The following is a 21,765-nucleotide window of genomic DNA, read 5'->3' as shown; positions in this document are numbered from 1 at the left end:
ACGCCTGGTGCAGCACCTGCGTCATGCCGGTGTGTCGCGACGTCGTCCTGCTCTTCAGGACGTCACCTTGGCGATGAGCACACAGGCCTCGTCCTTGCGCTCGCAGTCGCCGAACTCCTCCACGACCGTCCGCACACAGTCCTGTGCGGTGCGCGCCGCACCGAAGCGCGGGGCCAGGTCGAGGAGGCGCCGCACGGTGTGGGCGCCGTTCTGGCCGGGCACCAGCCCGTCGGTGTGCAGCAGGAGCAGGTCGCCCGGTTCGAGGGTCACTTCGGCCTGGCCGTAGTCGGCCCTCGGAGTGGCGCCGAGCAGGACGCCGTCCGGAACGGTCAGCGCGCACCCCGTCCCGCCGCGGAACAGCAGCGGGGCGGGGTGTCCTGCCTGCGCCCACTCGAGGGTGCGGGTCTCGGGCCGGTAGCGGCAGCACATCGCGCTGCCCAGGGCCGGCTGGACCGTGGCGTCGAGTAACTGGTTGAGCCAGGACAGGAGTTGACCGGGCCCAGTGCCCGCCATCGCCATGCCGCGGACGGCACCCAGCAGCATGGCCATGCCGGACGTGACGGTGACGCCCTGTCCGGTGAGGTCGCCGACGCTGAGCAGGGTGTCCCCGTCGGACAGTTCGAGGGCGTCGTACCAGTCGCCACCGAGCAACGTGTCGGTGCCGGAGGGCAGATGGCGGGCCGCGAGGTCGAGAGCCCGCGGTCCCCGGCGCGGGAGCCGCAGGGAGCCGCGCCACGGGGGGAGCACGGCTTCCTGCAGCTCGACCGCGAGCCGGCGCTCGGTCTGGGCCTGCTGCCGGTGACGCTGCAACGAGTCACGGGTCTCGTGCACCGTCCGCCGGTGGCGGCGCAGTTCACTGACGTCGCGCAGCACGGCCCACATCGAGGCGGTACTGCCGTCGGCGTCGAGCACGGGCTCGCCCATCATGTGCACGGTCCGGACGGATCCGTCGGGCCGTACGACGCGGAACTCGCCGTCGATCGGCTTGGCGTCGACCAGGCAGTCCGTCACCATGGCCGTCAGCCTCGGCCGGTCCTCGTCCAGGATCAGGGACGGCAGTTCGTCGAGGGTGAGGGCGGGCGCGGACGGGTCGCGGCCGAGGATCCGGTACAGCTCACCGGACCAACTGGCCTCGTCCGTCAGGAAGTTCCACTCGGCACTGCCCACCCGGGTGAGCAGCGAACCGCTCTCCGCCGGGTCTGCCTCAGCGGTGACGGACGCGGGAACCGGCTCCGCGGGAGCGGGCGGCACCGGCGGCGGGCCGTCCCGCAGCTGGGCCAAGTGTTCGTCCAGGTCGTTGAGTTGATGCAACGCCAGGTCGTACAGCGCGCGCTGCCAGCGGTCCTCCGGGTCCGTTCCGTCACTGTGCGCGTCCCGCCGTACGGCGTCCATGTCCCCCTTGAGCCGCCGCGCCTGCCTTATCAACGCGTCGACCGACCCGGGGCCCGGTGGCCGGCCGGCTGGGCGGTCCGCGGAGAGATGGGACGGCATGACGCACTCCGATGGGGGACGGTACGGACAGTCGGGACGGAGGGACCGCTACGACTGTTGCACAGCCCGCCACGGCCTGTAAGGGATTTGGCAACACACGATACGGTGGTGCCCACGGCATATGCCAGAGTCTTCACGGCGTGCTTGGGGGGTGCGCATGGCGTATGTGTTCGTATGTCGCAAGTCGTAGACTGCGTACGCGACTTGACGTGTCGTGAGGGCTTTCGGTGTCGCGTTCGGGCGGGCGTTCGAGGGTCATGTGTTCCCCGTCAGGCGCACTCATTCCCGAGTGACGCAGGTCACATCAGATAGTTGCCGCTCAGGTGTCACGTATGCGGTTCTGCGGACTCGTAAGAGCATGGACATCACCATCCGGCAGCCCGCCCACGCCCAGTTGATCACCGCCGCGGACCGCGAGGTCCCGGTGGCCGCCGCGCTTCGGTACACGGCCGAGGATCCACTCGCGGTGTTCATCGACTTCCCGTCGGAGGTCACGCTCGACGGCGAGGACGTCACCTGGACCTTCGCCCGATCGCTGCTCGACGAGGGTCTCGACGCCCCGGCCGGGCGCGGGGATGTGCAGATATGGCCGTGCGGCCGGGCGCGTACGGTCCTGGAGTTCCACTCGGTCTGCGGGCTCGCGCTGCTCCAGTTCGACACGGCTGCGCTGCGTCGCTTCCTGCTGCGCACCTACGCGGTGGTGGCGCCCGGGCGGGAGGACCTGGGGGAGGTCGTCGAACGCGGACTGACCGCCCTCTTCGACGGCGTCTGAGCTGTGGCGGCGGCGACGAGGCCGCGTCCGGCTGCTCAGCATCGGCTCGGGCTACGGCAGCGGCTCGTACGACCTCACCATGGCCGGCCCCGACCGCTTCCTGCGCCGCTTCCGGGGCGACGCGACGAAGGCGGGCAAGTCGGCCGAGGTGAGCACTCGTTACGCCGTCGAACCGGGCACCGGCAAGCTCGCGATCTGGTTCAGGACGGCCAACTCGGGCTCGCCGTCGGTGAAGTTGACGATCACCTCGAACCACTACCGCGGCGACGGTCCCTGGACGTACACGGTCGCCGCGGGTGCGCCGACGGAGGACCACTTCAACGCCGTGGCGTACCAGAACGGCTGGTACGACTTCCCGATCACCGTCGACTCCGACGCGACATGGTCGCGTCGGAGTCGACGGCCACCTCGAGACGGGCGGGGCGAGCGTCAGCGGCTGACCTCGGCGTAGAGGTCCGGGCGCGGGGCGAGCTCGACGGTCGTGCGGCCGCCGGTCTCCAGCGCCCGGACCCCCGCCTCGGCGACGACGGACGCCGCGTAGCCGTCCCACACGCTCGGGCCGGAGACCCGGCCCTGCCGGGTGGCGTCCACCCACGCCTGCACCTCGCGGTCGTAGGCGTCGGCGAACCGTACGAGGTAGTCCTGCGCCACCTCCTCGCGGGCCCCGCCCCGCGCAGTGACCACCATGGTGTGCTCGTCGCCGATCCGGGCGCTGCCCCGCTCGCACACGGCTTCGCAGCGCACCTGGTAGCCGAAGCCGCAGTTGACGAAGACCTCCACGTCCACCAGGGCGCCGCGCTCGGTCTCGAAGAGCACGAACTGCGGGTCGATCAGCCCCTCGGGCGCGCCCGCCGAGGACGCCGGGCGCAGCACGGTCACCGCCGTCAGCTCCTGGCCGAGCAGCCAGCGGGCGGCGTCGATCTCGTGCGACACCGAGCTGTTGATCAGCATCGCGCTGGTGAAGTGGGGCGGCGAGGAGACGTTGCGGTGGGTGCAGTGCAGCATCAGCGGGCGCCCGAGACCGCCGTCGTCCAGCAGTGACTTCAGGCGCCGGTACTCGGCGTCGTAGCGGCGCATGAAGCCGATCTGCGCCAGCCGGCGCCCCAGCCTGGCCTCGGCCTCCACGACCCGCAGCGCTCCTGTGGAGTCGGGCACCATGGGCTTCTCGCACAGCACCGGCAGCCCGCGCGCGAAGGCGGCGAGCAGGGCGTCCTCGTGCGCGGGACCAGGTGAGGCGACGAGGACGGCCTGCACACCGGGGGCCGCCAGCGCGGACACCGGATCGGTGTGCACCGAGACCCCGTCGAGCCCGGCCACCGCCTCCTTGGCGCGGTCGGTGTCGGGATCGGCCACAGCGGCGACCCTGGCACCACTCACCACGCCATCCAGACGCCGTATGTGGTCGGCACCCATGTGCCCGGCACCCAGAACCGCTACGCCCAGCAGGTCACCCACGTGCGCACTTCCTCTCGGCCGACGATCACGCCGTAGCGTACGCCGCCGGGAGAAGGCGTCGTCAGTAGCGCAGCACGCCCGCGATGCCGTTGGCGTCGTCAAGGCTGCCGTCGGGCACGAAGCGGACGTCGGCTCCGGTCTCCAGGCACTGCTCGACGATCTCGTCCACGATGTCCTCGCGGGCATCGAGGTCGCCGCTCTCGGCCGGGACCAGGTGGTCGCCGTCGTCGCGGACCGTCACGCGGTAGTTCTCCTCGACGGCCAGCAGCCGGATGCGGCCCTCCCGGGCGCTCTGCCAGACCTCGTCGACACCGGCGGCGAACTCCTTGCGGCCGCGTGCCGTGTCCAGCTCGCGGGCCACGGAATCCGCGTCCTTGCGGGCCTCGGCGTCGACCACGGGCCGTACGGCCTGCCACACGGCCTCGGGGGTGCCGTGCGCGAGCCCGCCGTGCGGGACCTGCACGGCCTGGCGTGTGATGCCGGCGAACTCGTCGAGGAGCGAGAGCGCGGCCGGTTCGCCCGTGATGATCAGCGGCCGCGGGTCGTCCCGCAGGAGCTTGGTCATCGCCGTGTCCGCCGCGCGCAGGAAGTGCTTCGTGTCCTCGTCGCGGTAGGCGCTGGGCGTGTCGCCGATCTGCTCACGGCGCTCGGCGTCGAAGTTCTCGAAGCTCCGCTCCATCGGGAAACCGCGGGTCCGGTCCTCGGTGACACGGTCGACGCCGCCGTTCCACAGCGTGACCCGGTCGGAGGAGACCGAGAGCACCCAGAACGGCCGCTCGGCGACCTGCGCGGAGACGAGGTTGCGGGTCAGGAAGGTGTCCGAGAGCACCACCCGCTCGGGCACCGTGCGGGCCAGCGACCACACCTGGTGCTCACCCGGCGCGGCGAAGATCACCAGCCCGTCCTCGGTATGCGCCAGGTCCACCTCGGCGAGCGCCCGGTCGAGCTGGTCGACGACGTCGATGCGCCGCTCCCGGGTGACCGAGGGGTCGGACTCCAGCTGCTTCCTGGCCTCGGCCACGACATTGCGCAGCCGGACCGGATCCTGGGCATTGTCGGGCTCGCGGCGGTGCGTCGGGGTCAGCACGGACACCGCGGGGTAGAGGCGCGGGCGCCGCAGCTCGGACAGGGTCGCGGGACTGAGTGCGTGCTCCATATCAGAACGATAGGACTGATTCACGGATCGGGCATTTGGGGTACAGGTCCGGCTCGCCCGGTCGGCCGGGCCGGGCGAGAATCGGCGCAGGTCGCGGCAGGAAGGAACGGGAGCAGGCCGCGGCAGGAGGTGATCCCGGTGGCCCGGCTGGTCGTCGACGGGACGGACCTGGTGGTCCGGCTGACCCCGGCGGAGATGCTCGTCGCCAGGCGCCGGGAGGTACGGGTCCCGCGCACGGACGTGCGGCACGTGGTGGTCGAGCCCGACCGGTGGCGCGGGCTGCGCGGGGTGCGCCGCTCCGGCCGGTGGTTACCCGACCGCTTCTGCGTGGGCGAGTGGCGCCACCCCGACGGCCGGGACTTCGGCGCGGTGCGCGGACGCGGTCCCGTCGTCGTGGCCGGCCTGGCACCGTCCGCGCCCTTCGAGCGCCTCACCGTCTCCGTGCCCGATGCCGAGAGTGTCGTACGGGCCATCCGGCAGGAGCGGTAGGCGAGTTGATACGTAAGGCCGGTTGTCAGGGAAGGTCGGCCAGGTCAACTCCCTTGAGTGTGAGGCGTTTACGATCCTCCAGGATTTCGATCAGCCGGACTTGCTAGGGTGCTACTTGCCGGTAGAAAGCTGCTGCGGGGGAATCATTGTGGTGTCGCTCGACCTGCGGCTCCGTCAGCGGGGGGTTCGGCCGAACGGCCTGGCAAGGGGGCCAGGCGCGTCTCGGCTTCCGTGCGTACGTGTGACGCGGCCCTCGATCTCGGGTTCCTCGCCCACTTCGTCAGACAGGTGAGAGTCGTCCCATGGCACGTTCACTGGTCGAACTGCTGACCACGCACGCCGAGAACCATCCCGACCGGACCGCCTATCGCCATCTCGTCACCGGCGACAGTGACGGCGAGATCCAGCACCTCACGTACGCGCGCCTCCTCACCCGCTCGCGGGCCGTCGCCGCCTGGCTCCAGGAGCGCGGTCTCGCCGGCTCCCGCGCGATGCTGCTGCACCCGCCCGGCCTCGAGTTCATCTGCGCCTACCTGGGCTGCCTCGCGGCCGGCGTCGTCGCCGTACCGGCCGTGCCCCCGCAGGGCCGCTCCCAGAACCACCGTGCCCTGCTCCGCACGAAGCGCCTGCTGGCCGACGCCGACGCCAAGGTGATCCTGGGCGGCCGCGAGGTGATCGCCGCCCTGGGCGCCATGGCGGATCACCTGCCAGAACTGGACGGTGTCACCCGCGTCGCCACCGAGGAGATACCCGACGAGGCGGCCGGCGCCTGGCGCGACCCCGGCCTCGCCCCCGACTCGGTCGCCTTCCTCCAGTACACCTCCGGCTCCACCTCCGTCCCGCGCGGCGTGATGGTGACCCACGGAAACCTCCTCCACAACGAACGCCTCATCACCGAGCGGATGGGTCACACCCCGGACACGATCGAGGAGTACGGCCACGAGCTGTTCGTGAGCTGGCTGCCCGTCTACCACGACATGGGACTCATCGGCCCCGTCCTCAACACCCTTTACCTGGGCGCCACCGCCACCCTCTTCTCGCCGCTGCACTTCCTGCAGCGCCCCGCCCGCTGGCTGACCGCCGTCAGCCGCTTCCGCCCGCACAGCAGCGGCGGCCCCAACTTCGCGTACGAACTCTGCCTGAAGCACGCCACCCCGCAGCTGCTCGACCAACTCGACCTGAGCAGCTGGAAAGTCGCCTTCAACGGCGCCGAACCGGTGCGTGCCGCCACCCTGCGGCGCTTCACCGACACCTTCGCCGAGGCCGGCTTCCGCCGCACGGCCCCCTACCCCTGCTACGGCCTGGCCGAGGCCACGCTGATGGTCACCGGCGGCTCGGCGGACACCCCGCCGAGCCTGCTCGCCGCCGACGGCGACGGCCCGCACGGCGGAGAGGCGGACGCCGCGGCCGTCGGCTGCGGCCGGCCAGGCCCCGGCCTGACCGTCGTCATCGCCGACCCCGAACGGCAGAAGGAACGGCCCGAGGGCGGGGTCGGCGAGATCTGGGTCGGCGGCGCGAGCGTTGCCAAGGGCTACTGGCGCAACGCCCTCGCCACCCGCGAGACCTTCCGCGCCACGCTCCCCGGCCGCACCGGCCGCTTCCTGCGCACCGGCGACCTCGGGTTCCTGCGCGACGGCGAACTCTTCGTCACGGGCCGCCTGAAGGACCTGATCGTCATCGACGGCCGGAACCACTATCCCCAGGACCTGGAGCTGTCCGCCGAGCTGTCCCATCCCGCACTGCGGCCCGGCTGCACCGCCGCGTTCGCGGTGGACGGCGGCACCGAGGGGGAACAGCCCGTCATGGTCGCCGAGTTGACCCCGGACGCGGCCGGCGAGACCGAGAAGATCGGCGACCTGATCCGCAGCGCCATCGGCGAGGCGCACGGCCTTTCGGTGCGTGCGGTCGTCCTGGTCCACCCCGGCACGATCCCGAAGACGTCCAGCGGGAAGATCCAGCGCCGGGCGACCCGTGCGGCGTACCTGGACGGCACGCTTGCCGTGGTGGGTGGGTCCGACACGGGACAAACCGGCGAGGGACGGCCCGTCACGGGGTGACAACGCCCGCCGCCGGCACGCCCGTTCGCGCCGACGGGCCCCCGTTCCGCCGTACGGCCGCCCGTCGTGCCCGTACGCCGTCCCCACCGCCGTGGCGCGTGACGCCGTACGGAATCCGCCTGAGCCCGAGTTCACGAGGACACCTGCCCAGATGCCTGTTCACGAGTCCCCGCAGCAGTTCACCGAGACGTCCACGGCGACCCCCGGGGACGTACGGGCCTGGCTGGCGTCGGCCGTCGCCGAGGCCGCCGGGATCGAGCTCTCCGCCGTCGACCCGGACCGGCCCCTCGCCGAATACGGCATCGGCTCGCGCCGTTTGGTGACCCTGGCCGCCGGACTCTCCGCGCGGATCGGCCGGACGCTGGAACCCTCCCTCGTGTTCAACCACCCCACGATCGCCGCGCTCGCCGACGCCGTGTCCGCCGAGCCGCGTACGGTCGCGGTACCGGCGGACCCTCCGCACGTTCGGCCGGACGACGACGTGGCGATCATCTCCATGGCGTGCCGCTACCCCGGCGGCGCCGACGACCCCGAAGCCCTGTGGCGGCTGCTGGACGCGGGCGTCGACGCCATCTCTGAGGCACCGATGGGACGTTGGGACACCGAGGGGCTCCTCGACCCCGACCCGGAGGCCATCGGGAAGGCCTACAGCCTGCACGGCGGCTACCTCGACGAGATCGACCGCTTCGACGCGTCCTTCTTCGGGATCTCGCCGCGCGAGGCCGCCGCCATGGATCCCCAGCAGCGGTTGCTGCTCCAGACCGGCTGGGAGGCGATCGAGCGCGCGGGGATCGTCCCGGCGTCCCTGAACGGCAGTGCCACCGGGGTCTATCTCGGCCTGTACGACAGCGGATACCTGGCCTCGGCCTCGCTCGGCCAACTCGACGGACACGTCGGCACCGGCACCGCGGCCGGCGTGGCCTCCGGGCGTATCGCCTACACCCTCGGCCTCCAGGGCCCTGCCGTCACCGTCGACACCGCGTGCTCGTCCTCGCTGGTCGCGCTCCATCTGGCGGCGCGGGCGCTGGCGGGCGGCGAGTGCGACCTGGCGCTGGCGGGCGGCGCCACGCTGCTCGTCACACCACGCGGTCACGTCGAGTTCAGCAGGCTGCGCGGGCTGTCGCCGTCCGGGCGGTGCAGCCCGTTCTCGGCCGACGCGGATGGCGTGGTGTGGGCCGAGGGCTGCGGCCTCGTGCTGCTGAAACGGCTCACGGACGCCCGCCGCGACGGGGACCGGATCCTGGCCGTCGTCAAGGGCTCGGCCATCAACCAGGACGGCCGCAGCCAGGGCCTGAGCGCTCCCAACGGCCCGGCCCAGGAACGCGTGGTGCGCGCCGCCCTGGCCGCCGCCGGGCTGACCCCGGACGACCTGGACCACGTCGAGGCGCACGGCACCGGCACCCGGCTCGGCGACCCGATCGAACTGCGGGCGCTGGCCGACGTGTTCGGGCCGGGCCGCGCCGCCGACCGGCCGCTCGGCGTCGGCTCCCTGAAGTCCAACATCGGCCACACCCAGGCCGCCGCGGGTATCGGCGGCGTCATCAAGACCGTGCTGGCGCTCGGCCACGAACGGATACCGGCGTCCCTGCACGCCGAGACCGTCACCGAGCACATCGACTGGACCGACAGCGGCCTGCGCGTGGCGAGCGCCGCCGAGGCCTGGCCCCGGGAGGCCGGCCGGATGCGACGGGCCGGGGTGAGCGCCTTCGGGATCAGCGGCACCAACGCGCACATCGTCCTGGAGGAGGCCCCGGAGATGCGGCTGCCGGAGCCCTCCGGAGAACCGACGGCCACCCTCTTCCCGCTCTCCGCCCGCAGCCACCCGGCCCTCTGGGGACAGGCCACACGTCTCCTCGAACTCCTTGAGGCGCGGCGTGAATTGGCCCTGCCCGCCGTGGCCACGACCCTCACTCACCACCGTACCCACTTCGACCACCGGGCCGTGGTCCTGGCGCACCACCGCGACGACCTGCTCGCCGCCCTGCGCGCGCTCGCCGAGGACAGGCCCGACCCCGGCCTGACCGTCGGCCCCCAACAGGCCTACCCCGCAGGCAAGGTGGCGTTCGTCTTCCCCGGCCAAGGCGCCCAGTGGACCGGAATGGCCCGCGACCTGCTGGAGTGCGATCCGGCGTTCGCCGACGAACTCGACCGCTGCGACGCCGCCCTGCGCCCCTTCACCGGCTGGTCGGTGACCTCGGTGCTGCGCGGCGACCCGGGCACCCCCTCGCCCGCCCGCGTGGACGTCGTCCAGCCCGTGCTGTTCGCGGTGATGGTGTCACTGGCCGCCGTGTGGCGGGCGCGGGGTGTCCGGCCCGACGCGGTGATCGGGCACAGCCAGGGCGAGGTGGCCGCCGCCTGTGTCGCCGGGGCGCTCAGCCTCAACGACGCGGCGGCGGTCGTCGCCCTGCGCAGCCAGGCGCTGACCGAGCTGTCCGGCACCGGCGCCATGGCCGTCGTCGCCCTGCCCCGCGCCGAGGTCGAGGACCGACTTCCCGACGGCGTCCGCGTCGCGGCGGTCAACAGCGGGCGGTCCACGGTGATCGCCGGCGAACCGTCGCCGCTGGAAGCGCTTCTCGCCGAACTGGAGCGCCGGCAGGTCTTCGTCCGCCGTCTCGACGTCGACTACGCCTCCCACAGCGCCCAGGTGGAACCCGTCCGCGCGACGATCCTCGACGAACTCGACGGCGTCACCAGCCTCCCGACGTCCGTCACCTGGTACTCCACCGTCACCACCGAACCGGTCACCGAGGAACTGGCGGCCGACTACTGGTACACCAACCTCCGCGAACCGGTCCGCTTCGCGCCCACCGTCGAGCGCATGCTGGCCGACGGCTACCGCCACTTCGTAGAACTGAGCCCGCACCCCTCCCTGCTCACCGCCCTGCGCACCATCGGCGAGGACGCCGGCGACGCGGCCGACGACCTGCTCGCCGTCGGCTCACTGCGCCGCGACGAGGACGGCCCCGCGTGCCTGCACCGGGCCACCGCCGAACTCCACGTCCACGGACGGAGGATCGACTGGCGCCGAGTGGTACCGGACGCTGTGCCGGTCGACCTGCCGACGTATGCCTGGGAAGCGCAACGCCACTGGATCGAAACCGAGTCGGCCACCGGTGGGGCCGGCCCGTTCGACCGCGCCGCGCATCCCGTGCTCGGCGTCCAGCTCCAGTCGGCGGACGAGACCCGCTGGACCTTCCGCAACGAGTGGTCGCCGGTCACCGCCGACTGGCTGCCCGACCACGCCGTGTTCGGCCGGACCGTGGTCTCCGGGACGACCCTCATGGAACTCTGCCGCGCTGCACTGGAAGTGGCCCGTCCGGACAGCCCCGCCGACGTCACCGACCTGCTCCTCCTCAGCCCCCTCGTGCTCCCCGCGTCCGGCACCGTCGAGGTCTCCGTGGAGGTGGTCACCGCCGGTCCGGTACCGGAGATCACCGTGCACGGCCGCCGGCGTGGCCGGGAGACGAGCGGCTGGACCCTGCACGCCACCGCGTCGGCGGCAGAATCGGCCCCCGTGGCGGCGGGATCGGCACCTGTGTGGCCGGAGAACGGCGAGGAGACGTGGGCCCCCGACACCTACGAGCGGCTGAACGGGCTCGGCCTCGGCTACGGTCCGGCCTTCCAGGGCGTACGGTCCGCGGTAGCGACCGGCGACGGCGAGCTCCTCGCGAGGCTGTCGCTGCCGCCGGTGGCCCGTGACGTGGCCGACCCGTACCCGATCCATCCGGCGCTGCTGGACGCCGCGTTGCAGGCGGCCGTGGCCCTCGACGCGTCCGACGGCCGCGTGCTGCTGCCCGTCGCGGTGCGCCGGTGCGTCCTCCCGCCGGGCGGCGCCACGGAGCTGACGGCGTCCGTGCGGCGCACGGGAGGCACGGTCACCGACCTCACGCTCGACGTCACTCTGTGGGACACCGACGGACTTCCGGCGGGCCGCTTGGAGTCGGTACGGCTCAGGGCCGCCGACCCGGCCGATCTCGAGGAGGGCTCGGAGAACGCCCGGCACCTCTACGAGGTCGCCTGGACCGCCGTGAGAGGGGCACCGGCTGACACGCCCGGCGCCGCATGGACGGTCGTCGGCGACCCCGCCGATCCGCAGGTCGCGGCGGCCTTGCGGGGTCTCGCGGCGGCCGGGGTCGAGGCCCGCGACACGGACGCCGACGTCGTCGTACGCTTCTGGCCGCGTCCGGCGCCGGATGCCGAACCCGCGGAGACGGCACAGGAGCTGGCGGCCGCTGCTCTCGCCGAGCTGCAGGCGCTGATCGCCCTGCCCCAGGACCAGGCGCCGGTACGGACCGTCTGGGTGACCCGGGGTGCGATCGCGGCGGGCGACGCGGACGATGTCCCCGGGTTCGCGCAGGCGGTGCTGTGGGGCCTGGTCCGCAGCGCCCGCGCCGAGCACCCGGATCTCGGGCTGACACTGCTCGACCTCGACGGCTCGGACACCGAGAACGTCCTGCCCGCCGCCCTCGGACTCGAGGACGAACCCGAACTCGCCCTCCGCGCAGGCGCGTTGGTCGTGCCCCGGCTGGTGCGTGCCCGTGCCGACGTGCTCCGCATTCCGGCCGGTGACGACTACGAGCTGAGCGGCAGCGAACCATTTCTGCGGCCGATCCGGCCCACGGACCTTGCCCCGGGGCAGGTGCGCCTCCAGGTCCATGCCGGCGCCGTCCCGGAGCCCGGCGCCGACACCGTGTGCGCCGGTGTGGTGACGGAGGTGGCGGACGGCGTCGAGGGGCTGGTTCCCGGTCGGCGCGCGGTGACGGCCGTCTCGGCGCCGAGGTCCACGGCGGTGGCCGACGCGTCGCAGGTCACCGCACTCGCGGACGACACGTCGTACACGGCGGCGGTGGCCGGCCATGACCACCCCCGCGTCTTCCCCGTCACCGCGGCCCGCGAGGTGCTGCGGGTGGGTGCCACGGGCGGCCGCTCGACCGTGCTCGACCTGGCCGGTACACCCGCGCTGGTCCCCACCGATGGCACCGTCCTGATCACCGGCGGCCTCGGAGCGGTCGGCCGGCACATCGCTCGGCTGCTCGCCGAACACGGGGTCCCACGGCTGCTCTTGACGTCACGTCAGGGATCAGGAGATCCCGGCGCCGCCCAGGTGCGCGCCGAGCTGGCCGCGCTCGGCGCCGAGGTCGAGGTGGTGGCCTGTGACGTCGCCGATCCGGCTGCCCTGGCCGACGTACTCGCCGGCGTCGGTGAGGAGTTGCCGCTGCGCGGTGTCGTGCACTGTGCCGGGATCCTGGACGACGGGGTGGTGGCCGAGCTGACACCCGAGCGGCTGGCACGGGTGCTGCGGCCGAAGGTGGACGGCGCCGCCCATCTGCACCACCTCACCGCCGACACGCCACTCGACCTGTTCCTGCTGGTCTCCTCGGCCGCCGGGGTCATAGGCAACGCCGGGCAGGGCAACTACGCGGCGGCCAACGTCTTCCTCGACCAACTGGCGCACCACCGGCACGCCTTGGGGCTGCCCGCCGTCTCCGTGTCCTTCGGCGCCTGGGCGGGCGAGGGCCTCGCCGCCGCCCATGCGGACCTCGACCGCATGGCCCGCCTCGGCCATCGTGCCCTCGAACCGGACCAGGGCCGCGACCTCGTCGTACTCGCCCTGCGCCGGAACACGCCGCACCTCGTCGCCTCGGTCCTCGACCTGCCCCGGCTGCGCGAGGCCGGTGCCACCCGGGTACCGCTGTGGCGCTCGTTGCTGCCCGCGCCGCGCACCGCCCTGAGCTCCGGGGACAGCCTCGCCGACCGCCTGGCCCGGCTGCCGGAGGCCGAACGCGCGGAACGCGTCCTCGCCCTGGTCCGCGACGAGATCTCCCGCGCCCTGGGCCTGCGCTCGGCCGAGTCCGTCCGCCCCGATCAGCCGCTGCGCGACCTCGGCATGGACTCGGTGACCGCGGTCGAACTCCGCAACCGGATCGGCGCCCGCATCGGTGCACGGCTCCCCGCCACCCTGCTGTTCGACCACCCGACGGCGGACCGCCTGGCGGGCCATCTGCTCACCCACGTCCTGGTGACGGACGGCCGTACGAGCCGACCGGATGCGACAGCAATCGTCAGCTCTTCCACGACCGATGAACCGATCGCCGTCGTGGCCATGGCCTGCCGCTTGCCCGGTGGAGTGAACGACCCCGAAGGACTGTGGCGGCTGATCGCCGAGGCCCGGGACGCGGTGGGCCCCTTCCCCGCGGGGCGCTGGGACGTCGAGTCCCTGTACGACCCCGACCCGGACGCCCCGGGCAAGTCGTACGCCCGCGAAGGCGGATTCCTCGACGACATCGAGTCCTTCGACCCGGGCTTCTTCGGTATCACCCCGAAGGAGGCCGCCGCCATGGACCCGCAGCAGCGGCTGCTCCTCGAGACGGCCTGGGAGGCACTGGAACGCGCCGGAATCGTGCCCGCCCGGCTGGCGGGCAGCACCACCGGGGTGTACGTCGGCATGTTCGGCAGCGACTACCTGGCCGGGTCGCGGCTCGACCAACTGGACGGGTACGTCGGCACGGGCTCGGCGCTCAGCGTGGCCTCGGGCCGGCTCGCGTACGCGCTCGGCCTGCACGGACCGGCGATGACCGTGGACACGGCGTGCTCGTCGTCGCTGGTGGCCACGCATCTGGCGGCGCAGGCGCTGCGCAGCGGCGAGTGCGACCTGGCACTGGCCGGTGGCGTGACGCTGATGGTGACACCGCAGACCTTCGTCGAGTTCAGCCGTCTGCGCGGACTGTCCCCGACCGGTCGCTGCCGCTCCTTCTCCGACGACGCCGACGGTGCGATCTGGGCCGAGGGCGCCGGCATGCTCGTCCTCAAGCGGCTCGGCGACGCCCGCCGCGACGGGGACGAGGTGCTGGCGGTGCTGCGCGGCACGGCCGTCAACCAGGACGGCCGCAGCCAGGGACTCTCCGCCCAACGGTCCCGCGCAGGTGCAGGTGATCCGGCGGGCTCTGGAGGTGGCCGGGCTCGAACCCGCCGACATCGACTACGTGGAGGCCCACGGCACGGGTACCACCCTCGGCGACCCGATCGAGGCGAACGCCCTGTCCGAGGTGTTCGCGGACTCCCGTCCGCACGGCCGCCCGCTGTATCTGGGCTCGCTGAAGTCCAATATCGGGCATGTGCAGGCTGCTTCGGGCGTGGTCGGGCTGATCAAGGTGGTGGAGTCGCTGCGGAACCGGACCCTGCCGCGCACCCTGCACGCCGACACGCCCAGCCGGCACGTCGAATGGGAGGACAGCGGGCTGCGGCTGCTGCAGGAGGCCGTGGACTGGCCGTCGACGCGGGAGAGGGTCCGGCGGGCCGGCGTCAGCGCCTTCGGTATCAGCGGCACGAACGCCCATGTGATCGTCGAGGAGGCCCCCGCCGCGCAGGAGCCGAGCACGCGCGAACTACCCTCCGGTAAACGGATGTTCGTTCTCTCCGGGCGGAGCGAGACGTCCCTGCGCGGGCAGGCCGCGCGGCTGGCCCGGTACGTCACCGGCGACACCTCCCTGCCGGACGTCGCCCACACCCTCGCCCGCCACCGCAGTCACTTCGAGTGGCGTACGGCGGTCGTCGCGGGCGACCGGGACGAGTTGCTGTCCTCCCTGAAGGCGCTGGGGAACGGGCGCAGGCCCGTGGTTCCACCCCGTGCGGAGCAGGCCGGGAAGGTGGCGTTCGTGTTCGCCGGGCACGGCGGCCAATGGACCGGCATGGGGCTGGAGTTCATGGCCCACTCGACCGCGTTCCGCGACAGGCTGACCCGCATCGACGCGGCGGTACGGGCACGCGTCGGCTGGTCCGTGCTCAACGTGCTGCGCGCCCCCGAGGAGTTCTCCCCGCTCGACCGCACCGAATATCTCCAGCCCGTGCTGTTCGCGGTCAACGCGGCGCTCGCCGCGGCCTGGCGGGAACTCGGCGTCACCCCCGACGCGGTGGTCGGGCACAGCCTGGGCGAGATCGCCGCCGCGTACAGCGCGGGCGCTCTGACTCTGGAGGAGGCCGTGACCGTGGTGACCGGGCGGGCCCACGCGGTCGTCCCGCTCGTCGGACACGGCGGCATGCTGTCCGTCGACCTGCCGTACACCGAGGTCGAGAAGCTGCTGGAGCCGTACCCGGACCGGCTGTTCCTCGGCGCGGTCAACAGCGCGGGATCCACAGCCGTTTCGGGCGAGTCGGACGCCCTGGCCGAACTGCAGCACCGGCTCGACGAGCGGGGCGTGACGGCCCGCGTCCTGTCGACGCCGTTCGCCTCGCACACGCCACTGATGGAACCGCTCCGCGCCGAACTCCTCGGCCACTTCGCCGACGTGCGCGGGGCGCGCACAGCGACTCCGCTCTACTCGTCGGTGCGGGCCGAACCCCTGCCCGGCGACGGGCTGGACGCCGCGTACTGGTTCGCCAATCTCCGGCAGCCCGTCCGGTTCGCCGACACGATCCGCCGGATGCTGGACGACGGCTATCGCTATTTCGTCGAACTCAGCCCGCACCCCTCGCTCCTGGCCTCCGTCGAGGCGGTCGCGACCGAGGCCGGGATCGATGCGGTCGGTGTCGGGTCGCTGCGCCGGGGGCGGGACGGGCAGGACGTACTGCTCGGCAGGCTGGGCGAGTTGTACACCGCCGGACGCACGCCCGACTGGCCGGCGCTGTTCCCGCACGGACGCCGACTCGATCTGCCCACCTACGCGTTCGACCGCGAACGCCACTGGCTGGCACCCGTCCAGTCCGGCCCGGCCGGTGGCTCGCCGCTTCTCGCTACCCATGTCGAGGCCAGCGACCAGCCCGACAAGGACATCTTCCAGACCGAGATCGACCTGCACGACAGCCGCTTCACCTATCTGACGGACCATCAGATAACCGGCGAGGTCTGGTTGCCCGGCTCCGCCCTCCTCGGCATGGCGATCGAAGCCGCGTCCACGCTGACCCGCGGCGGCCAAGTGCAGCTGACCGACGTCGCGTTCGTACAGCCTCTGCGCCTGAACGAGGACCAGCCGGTGCGGCTGCAACTCGTGCTGCTGCCCGCCCGGGACGGCCACCGGGACTTCACCGTCTCCTCCACCGCCGTGAGCGGGTCCTGGCAGCGGCATGCCACCGGCCGGATCGCCGTCACCGCCGAGCCCGCCGACGAGTCGGGCGAGGGCGTGGCCGAGCTGCGCGAGCGGTGTGCAGAGCGGGTCGACATGTCGTCCGTGTACAGGGGACTCGCTGCCCTCGGCATCGAGTACGGCCCCTTCTTCAGGGGCCTGGAGGAGGGCTACCGCTCCGGCTCCGCCGCCCTCGGCCGGCTCGCCGCCCGCCCCGCCGCCGGACATCTGCTCCACCCCGCAGTCCTCGACGCCGCCTTCCACTCGGCCGCGCTGCCCGGGAACGCCCCCGAAGGCCGGGCGTTCGTGCCCGCCGGGGCCGGAAAGGTGCGGTTCACCGGGCTGCGCACCACGCCCGCCTCAGTGACCTGCGAACTGCGTTCCGTGGACGGCGACACCGCGACCCTGGACCTGCGACTGTGGGACACGGACGATCAACTCGTTCTGGAAGCACGCGAGTTCCGACTCGCCGCGCTCTCCCCGCTGGACGGCGCCCTCTTCGAGACCCGCTGGCAACCGCGCCCCGAACCCCAGGAACCGCCGGTCGACGGCAGCTGGCTGATCCTGGCCGACAAGACCGGAGTGGCCGACGAACTCGCCGCGCGGCTCGCCGACATGGCGCCGTACGTGATCGCACGCAGGGGAGCGGAGTACGGCACCGAAGGACCCGGCCGGTACGTCCTCGACCCGGCCGACCCCCGGCACCTGGCCCGGCTGCTGGACGAGGCCTTCGCCGACGGCCCGCCCGCGCGGGTGGTCCAGCTGACCGCCCTCGACGCCCCCGCGATCGGCGACCCCCGTACGGCCGAGGACGCGGCCCGGCTGTGCTGTCTGACCACCCTCCACCTGGTGCGGGCCCTCACCGACCGGCCGCGGGGCCGGGCTCCGCGCCTGTTCGTCGTCGTCCGCGGCAGTCAGGCGGCCGGGGACAGCACCCGGGTGGTGCACCCGGAGCAGGCGCCGGCCTGGGGCTTCGGGCTCGCCGTGGCGCAGGAGCACCCGGAGCTGGCGACCACCCTCGTCGACCTGCCGCCGGGTGACGGCGCAGGTGACCTCTGGACGCACCTGTGGCACGCCGACGACGAACGGCTGGTCGCGCTGCGCGGCGCGGGCCGTCTCGTCCCGCGCCTGGCCCGCACCCGACCCGACGAGGGAGACCGGCCCGGGACGGAAGGCGTACAGCTGATCACCGGCGGCCTCGGCGGCCTCGGGCGGGTCGTCGCCGAGCGGCTGGCCCGTGGCGGCGCCCGCAGCCTCGCGCTGCTGAGCCGCGGTACACCCGACGCCGAGACCGCTGCCTGGATCACGGGCCTGGAACACCGCGGTGTCACCGTGCACCTGGCCCGCGCCGACGTCGCCGACCGCACCGCGCTCACGGCCGCCCTGGACGCCGTACGCCACGCGGCCGGCCCCATCGGCACCGTCGTGCACGCGGCCGGTGTCCTCGACGACGCCACCGTGGCGAACCTGACCGACGACCGCGTCCTGCGCGTCCTCGCCCCCAAGGTCCTCGGCACCGCCCTCCTCACCGAACTCGTCCCGGAGGCCCAGAGCTTGATCCTCTTCGCCTCCGCCGCCGGCCTGTTCGGCTCCGCCGGACAGAGCGCGTACTGCGCGGCCAACGCCTTCCTCGACGCCTGGGCCCACCACCTCTCCCGCACCGGACGCCGGGCGCTCAGCCTGGACTGGGGCACCTGGTCCGGCGTCGGCATGGTCGCCGCGTCCGGCACCCGGGTCGCCGAGACGGGCCGCTCCGGCCTGGTCGCCTTCTCCCCCCAGGACGGCGGCGAGCTCTTCGAACGCGTACTGCCCACCACCAGACGCCAGCTCGCACCCCTCGCCCTCGACCGGGACCTGCTGGCCCTGGACCCCGAGGCGGTACGCAACCGTCCCCTCCTCGGCGACCTCGTCACGGTCTCGACGGGTGGCGCGGACACGGACGACCTCGTCAGAAAGGTGTTCGCGGCGGCCACGGACCAGGACCGCGCCCAGTGGCTGGAGGCATATGTACGGGCCCGGGTCGGTGAGGTGTCCGGCGGCGCGGTGGACGTGTTCGCCACCACCGCGCTGAAGGAACTCGGCCTGGATTCCCTGATGTTGGTCCGGCTGCGCAACTCCTTCGCCCGCGAACTGGGTGTGGAGCTCCCGGCCGCCGACGTCTTCTCCGCCTCTGACATCCGCGGCCTCGCCGGCGCGCTCGCAGCTGCCCTGCCCGAAAGAGCGGCCGTGGCAGCGCAGGAGCAGGTGGCCGCCGTGCAGGAGGTGCCGGAGACCGAACTGCGCCCCGCCACCCGGGATGTCGTACGACTCCTGCGCAGCGCCCAGCCAGGCATGCCCGCCGCGGCCCACGGCGTCGGCCTCGCCGTACGCCTCACCGAACCGGTCACCCACGAGACCCTCGCCGGCATCCTCGACCGGCTCGCCCGACGCCACGCCGCCCTGCGCACCGCGATCGTCACCGGGCCCGACGGCGCCCGACAACTGCGTGTGGAACGGGACGTGACGCGACCGCTGCTGCGGAGGACGACCGTCGGCGACGAGATCGACCCCGCCGGACGGCTGCGGCAGCTGCTGGAGCCGCCGTTCGACCTGGCGAGTGCGCCGCTCTGGCGGTTCGAACTCATCGACGGCGGCCGGGCCGGACAGATCCTGGTGTACGGCGCGCACCACGCGGTGAGCGACCTGCAGTCGCTGCTCCTCGTGGCCGCCGAGATCGACGCCGAGCTGTCCGGCACCCCGCTCGACGACACCACCACCAATCGCGACATCGACCTGCTCATCGAGGCCCAGCAGGGCGGCGAGGGCGCCGGCACCGAATGGCACGACTCCTTCCACGGCAGTGAGCGGCTCGACCTGACGCTCGCCCGGCCGCGCCCCGAGACCCGCTCGTACCGGGCGGGCACCGTGACCGTCACCGTCCCCGACGGGCTCATGGAGCGGATCGCGACGGCCGCGAGCGGCCTCGGGGTCACACCCGCCGCCTTCTGCCTGGGCACCCTGACGGTGCTGCTGGCGAGGAAACGGGAGCGCGAACGGTTCGTCCTCGCCGTGCCGGTGGACACCCGCATACACGCCGACGCGTTCGGTGCGGTCGGCTTCTTCGGCGTACCGGTGCCGTTCCCGGCCGAGGCCAGGGCGGGCGAACCGGTCGCGGAGGTGCTGCGCCGCACCGACGGCCGACTGGAGAAGGTCCTGGCGAAGGGCGCGATGTTCTCGGACGCCCTTGCCACGCTCGCCCGGCAGGGCCTGTACCGGCCGAACGCGCCGCTCGTCGAGGTGTACTTCAACTACGTCCGTTTCTCCGGCGAGTTGACCGGACTGGAGGTGCTGCCGGCCGGGACCGGACACACCGACCTGGACCTGATGATCACCATGACCCCGGACGCGGGCACGGTCCGGCTCGACCACAACCTGGACATCCTGGACGCCGCGACCGCCACCGGACTGGGCGAGGAGTTCCTGCGGCTGCTCGCGGAGACGACCGAGGACGCGGCCGCGCCGGTGCGCACCCCGGCGAAGCCGGTGGCCGCGCGGCTCGCCCTTGCCGCCACCTTCGCCCTCGGTGACCTCCCGCTCCTGTGCGAGGCGGCGCTGGAGGAGGACGGGGTGACGGTCGCGGAAGCGCCGTACCATCAGGTGCTCGCAAGCCTCCAGGACCCGGCCGGGGTGCTCGCCGACCCGGCCACGGCGGTCGGCGTGGTGCTGCTGCGCGCGGCCGACCTGGAACGGTTCGGTCCCATGGACGACGCCCTGCTCGACGAGCTGCGCACCGCCTATCCGGCCGCGCTCAAGGCGCTCGTCGAGCGCACCCGCAAGCCCCTGCTCGTCGGCTTCCCGCCGACCGCCCACGCGGAGGACCGGTTGGCCCGGTGGGAGCGCCGAATCGCCGCCGAACTCGCCGAACAGCCCGGCATCGCGGTCCTCGGACCCGACGACTGGACCCGGCACCACCCGGTGGACGAGCGCTTCGACGCGCGGACCGAGCGGCTCGCCCATCTGCCCTTCACCCCGCACTTCCAGGCGGCCGTGGCCCTGACCCTCGCCGATGTCGTACGGGCCGTACGGCGCCCCGCGCCCAAGGTGATCGCCGTCGACGGGGACGAGACCCTGTGGGGCGGGGTGGCCGGCGAGGCGGGGCCGGAGGCGGTGGACCTCACCGGACCGCGTGCCCTGCTCGCACGCAGGCTGCTGCGGTGGCGGGCTGCCGGCGCCCTGCTGGTGCTGGTCAGCAACAACGACGAGGCCACGGTCCGGGCCGTGCTCGACCGCCCCGACAGCCTCCTCAGGACCGAGCACTTCAGCGTGCTCTCCGCCGGGTGGGGTCCGAAACCGGACCGCCTGGCGAGCGCCGCCCGGACGCTCGGCCTCGGGCCGGACAGCTTCCTCTTCCTCGACGACAACCCGGCCGAGATCGCCAGGATGCGTGCGGCCCTGCCGCAGGTGCTCTCGGTGACCTGCCCGCCCATGGCTGGACTCGGCGCGTTCCTCGATCGCTTGTGGCCGTTGGTACCGGTCGCGGCGACGGCCGAGGACACCCTGCGTGCACGCTTCTACGAACAGGAACGGGAGCGGGACGCGGTCCGTGAGCAGGGCGGGTTCGAGGAGTTCCTGGCCCGGCTGGAGCTGGAGGTCGACATCCGCGCCCTGGCCGAGGACGATGTACCCCGGGCCGAGCAACTCGTCCGCCGAACCAATCAGTTCACCCTGCGCGCCCGCTCCGCCGACGGCGGCGACCTCGGCCGGTGGCGGGAGCGCGGTGAGGTGTGGACGGCGGCCGCCCGCGACCGCTTCGGGGACTACGGCCAGATCGCCCTGCTCGCCGTCCGTGCCGACGGAGGTCGACTCGACGTCCTGGCCTGGCTGATGAGCTGCCGTGCACTGGGCAGAGGCGTCGAGGAACGGCTGCTGGCGTGGCTCGCCGAGCGCGCCGGGGAACTGGGCTGCGCCAAGGTCCGGCTGACGGCGGAGCGCACCCCGCGCAACGCACCCGCGCGACGGCTCCTGGCCGCGCTCGGCGGCGGCGACCCCGACGACGAACGGCTGGACGTCGTGGTCACGCCGGAACACCTGCGGGCGTTCCGGTCGTGGGAGCAGTGAGGAACGGCGTGAGCGACAAGACCGTGCACAACGCGAAGGACTGGCATGCGTGATCTGAACGACGACCCCGGGCGACGCGCCGTCGCCGAGTCCATCGAACGGGGTGGCGGGGGGCTCGGAGTGAGTGAGCTGCTGGCGAAGGTGCGGGCGGCGCGGGGCGCGGGGGCGGTCACAGGGACTGGTCCGGGC

7 protein-coding genes and 1 pseudogene are annotated in these 21,765 nt (G+C 73.1%); 5 read left to right on the top strand and 3 right to left on the bottom strand.

The window, feature by feature from the left end:
- Window positions 1-54 precede the first annotated feature (54 nt).
- Window positions 55-1,491 (bottom strand): PP2C family protein-serine/threonine phosphatase, encoded by a 1,437-nt coding sequence (locus tag IEZ19_RS23335; RefSeq protein WP_189313221.1) that lies wholly within the window; start codon window positions 1,489-1,491, stop codon window positions 55-57.
- Window positions 1,492-1,849: 358 nt separating this feature from the next.
- Between IEZ19_RS23335 and IEZ19_RS23330 the strand changes: the two genes are divergently transcribed.
- Both IEZ19_RS23330 and IEZ19_RS23325 read left to right on the top strand, forming a co-directional pair.
- Window positions 1,850-2,263 carry an SsgA family sporulation/cell division regulator gene (locus tag IEZ19_RS23330; RefSeq protein ID WP_189313220.1) on the top strand — a complete coding sequence of 138 codons (414 nt, stop codon included), beginning with the start codon at window positions 1,850-1,852 and terminating at the stop codon, window positions 2,261-2,263.
- 79 nt (window positions 2,264-2,342) lie between these two features.
- The gene (locus IEZ19_RS23325) at window positions 2,343-2,714 is read left to right on the top strand and encodes a phospholipase domain-containing protein (protein WP_308428992.1); all 372 of its coding nucleotides are present in this window, start codon (window positions 2,343-2,345) and stop codon (window positions 2,712-2,714) included.
- Here IEZ19_RS23325 and IEZ19_RS23320 read toward each other — a convergent pair.
- Both IEZ19_RS23320 and IEZ19_RS23315 read right to left on the bottom strand, forming a co-directional pair.
- A complete protein-coding gene (locus IEZ19_RS23320; RefSeq protein WP_189313219.1) occupies window positions 2,693-3,718 on the bottom strand; it encodes a Gfo/Idh/MocA family protein in 1,026 nt (341 codons plus the stop codon). The genes IEZ19_RS23325 and IEZ19_RS23320 overlap by 22 nt on opposite strands.
- 61 nt (window positions 3,719-3,779) lie before the next feature.
- Window positions 3,780-4,874 (bottom strand): baeRF3 domain-containing protein, encoded by a 1,095-nt coding sequence (locus tag IEZ19_RS23315; protein WP_189313218.1) that lies wholly within the window; start codon window positions 4,872-4,874, stop codon window positions 3,780-3,782.
- A 138-nt stretch (window positions 4,875-5,012) separates the two neighbouring features.
- Here IEZ19_RS23315 and IEZ19_RS23310 point away from each other — a divergent pair, with 138 nt between their 5' ends.
- The 3 genes and pseudogenes from IEZ19_RS23310 to IEZ19_RS54195 all read left to right on the top strand — a co-directional run bounded on the left by IEZ19_RS23310 (window position 5,013) and on the right by IEZ19_RS54195 (window position 21,576).
- Window positions 5,013-5,363 carry a hypothetical protein gene (locus IEZ19_RS23310; RefSeq protein ID WP_189313217.1) on the top strand — a complete coding sequence of 117 codons (351 nt, stop codon included), beginning with the start codon at window positions 5,013-5,015 and terminating at the stop codon, window positions 5,361-5,363.
- Window positions 5,364-5,665: 302 nt separating this feature from the next.
- Complete coding sequence (locus IEZ19_RS23305) at window positions 5,666-7,420, top strand: fatty acyl-AMP ligase (RefSeq protein WP_189313216.1); 1,755 nt, start codon at window positions 5,666-5,668, stop codon at window positions 7,418-7,420.
- A 151-nt stretch (window positions 7,421-7,571) separates the two neighbouring features.
- Window positions 7,572-21,576: pseudogene (locus IEZ19_RS54195) on the top strand (SDR family NAD(P)-dependent oxidoreductase).
- Window positions 21,577-21,765 lie beyond the last annotated feature (189 nt).

This window comes from Streptomyces brasiliensis, from assembly GCF_014647875.1.
GTDB classification, from domain to species: Bacteria; Actinomycetota; Actinomycetes; order Streptomycetales; family Streptomycetaceae; genus Streptomyces; species Streptomyces brasiliensis.
The sequence above is the reverse complement of the archived record's forward strand: the minus strand, read 5'-3'. Positions and strand labels throughout refer to the sequence as shown.

Coding starts and splice junctions, on each gene's coding strand:
- IEZ19_RS23335 (WP_189313221.1), bottom strand. CDS start 1,491: ATGCCGTCCCATCTCTCCGCGGACCGCCCAGCCGGCCGGCCACCGGGC.
- IEZ19_RS23325 (WP_308428992.1), top strand. CDS start 2,343: ATGGCCGGCCCCGACCGCTTCCTGCGCCGCTTCCGGGGCGACGCGACG.
- IEZ19_RS23330 (WP_189313220.1), top strand. CDS start 1,850: ATGGACATCACCATCCGGCAGCCCGCCCACGCCCAGTTGATCACCGCC.
- IEZ19_RS23315 (WP_189313218.1), bottom strand. CDS start 4,874: ATGGAGCACGCACTCAGTCCCGCGACCCTGTCCGAGCTGCGGCGCCCG.
- IEZ19_RS23305 (WP_189313216.1), top strand. CDS start 5,666: ATGGCACGTTCACTGGTCGAACTGCTGACCACGCACGCCGAGAACCAT.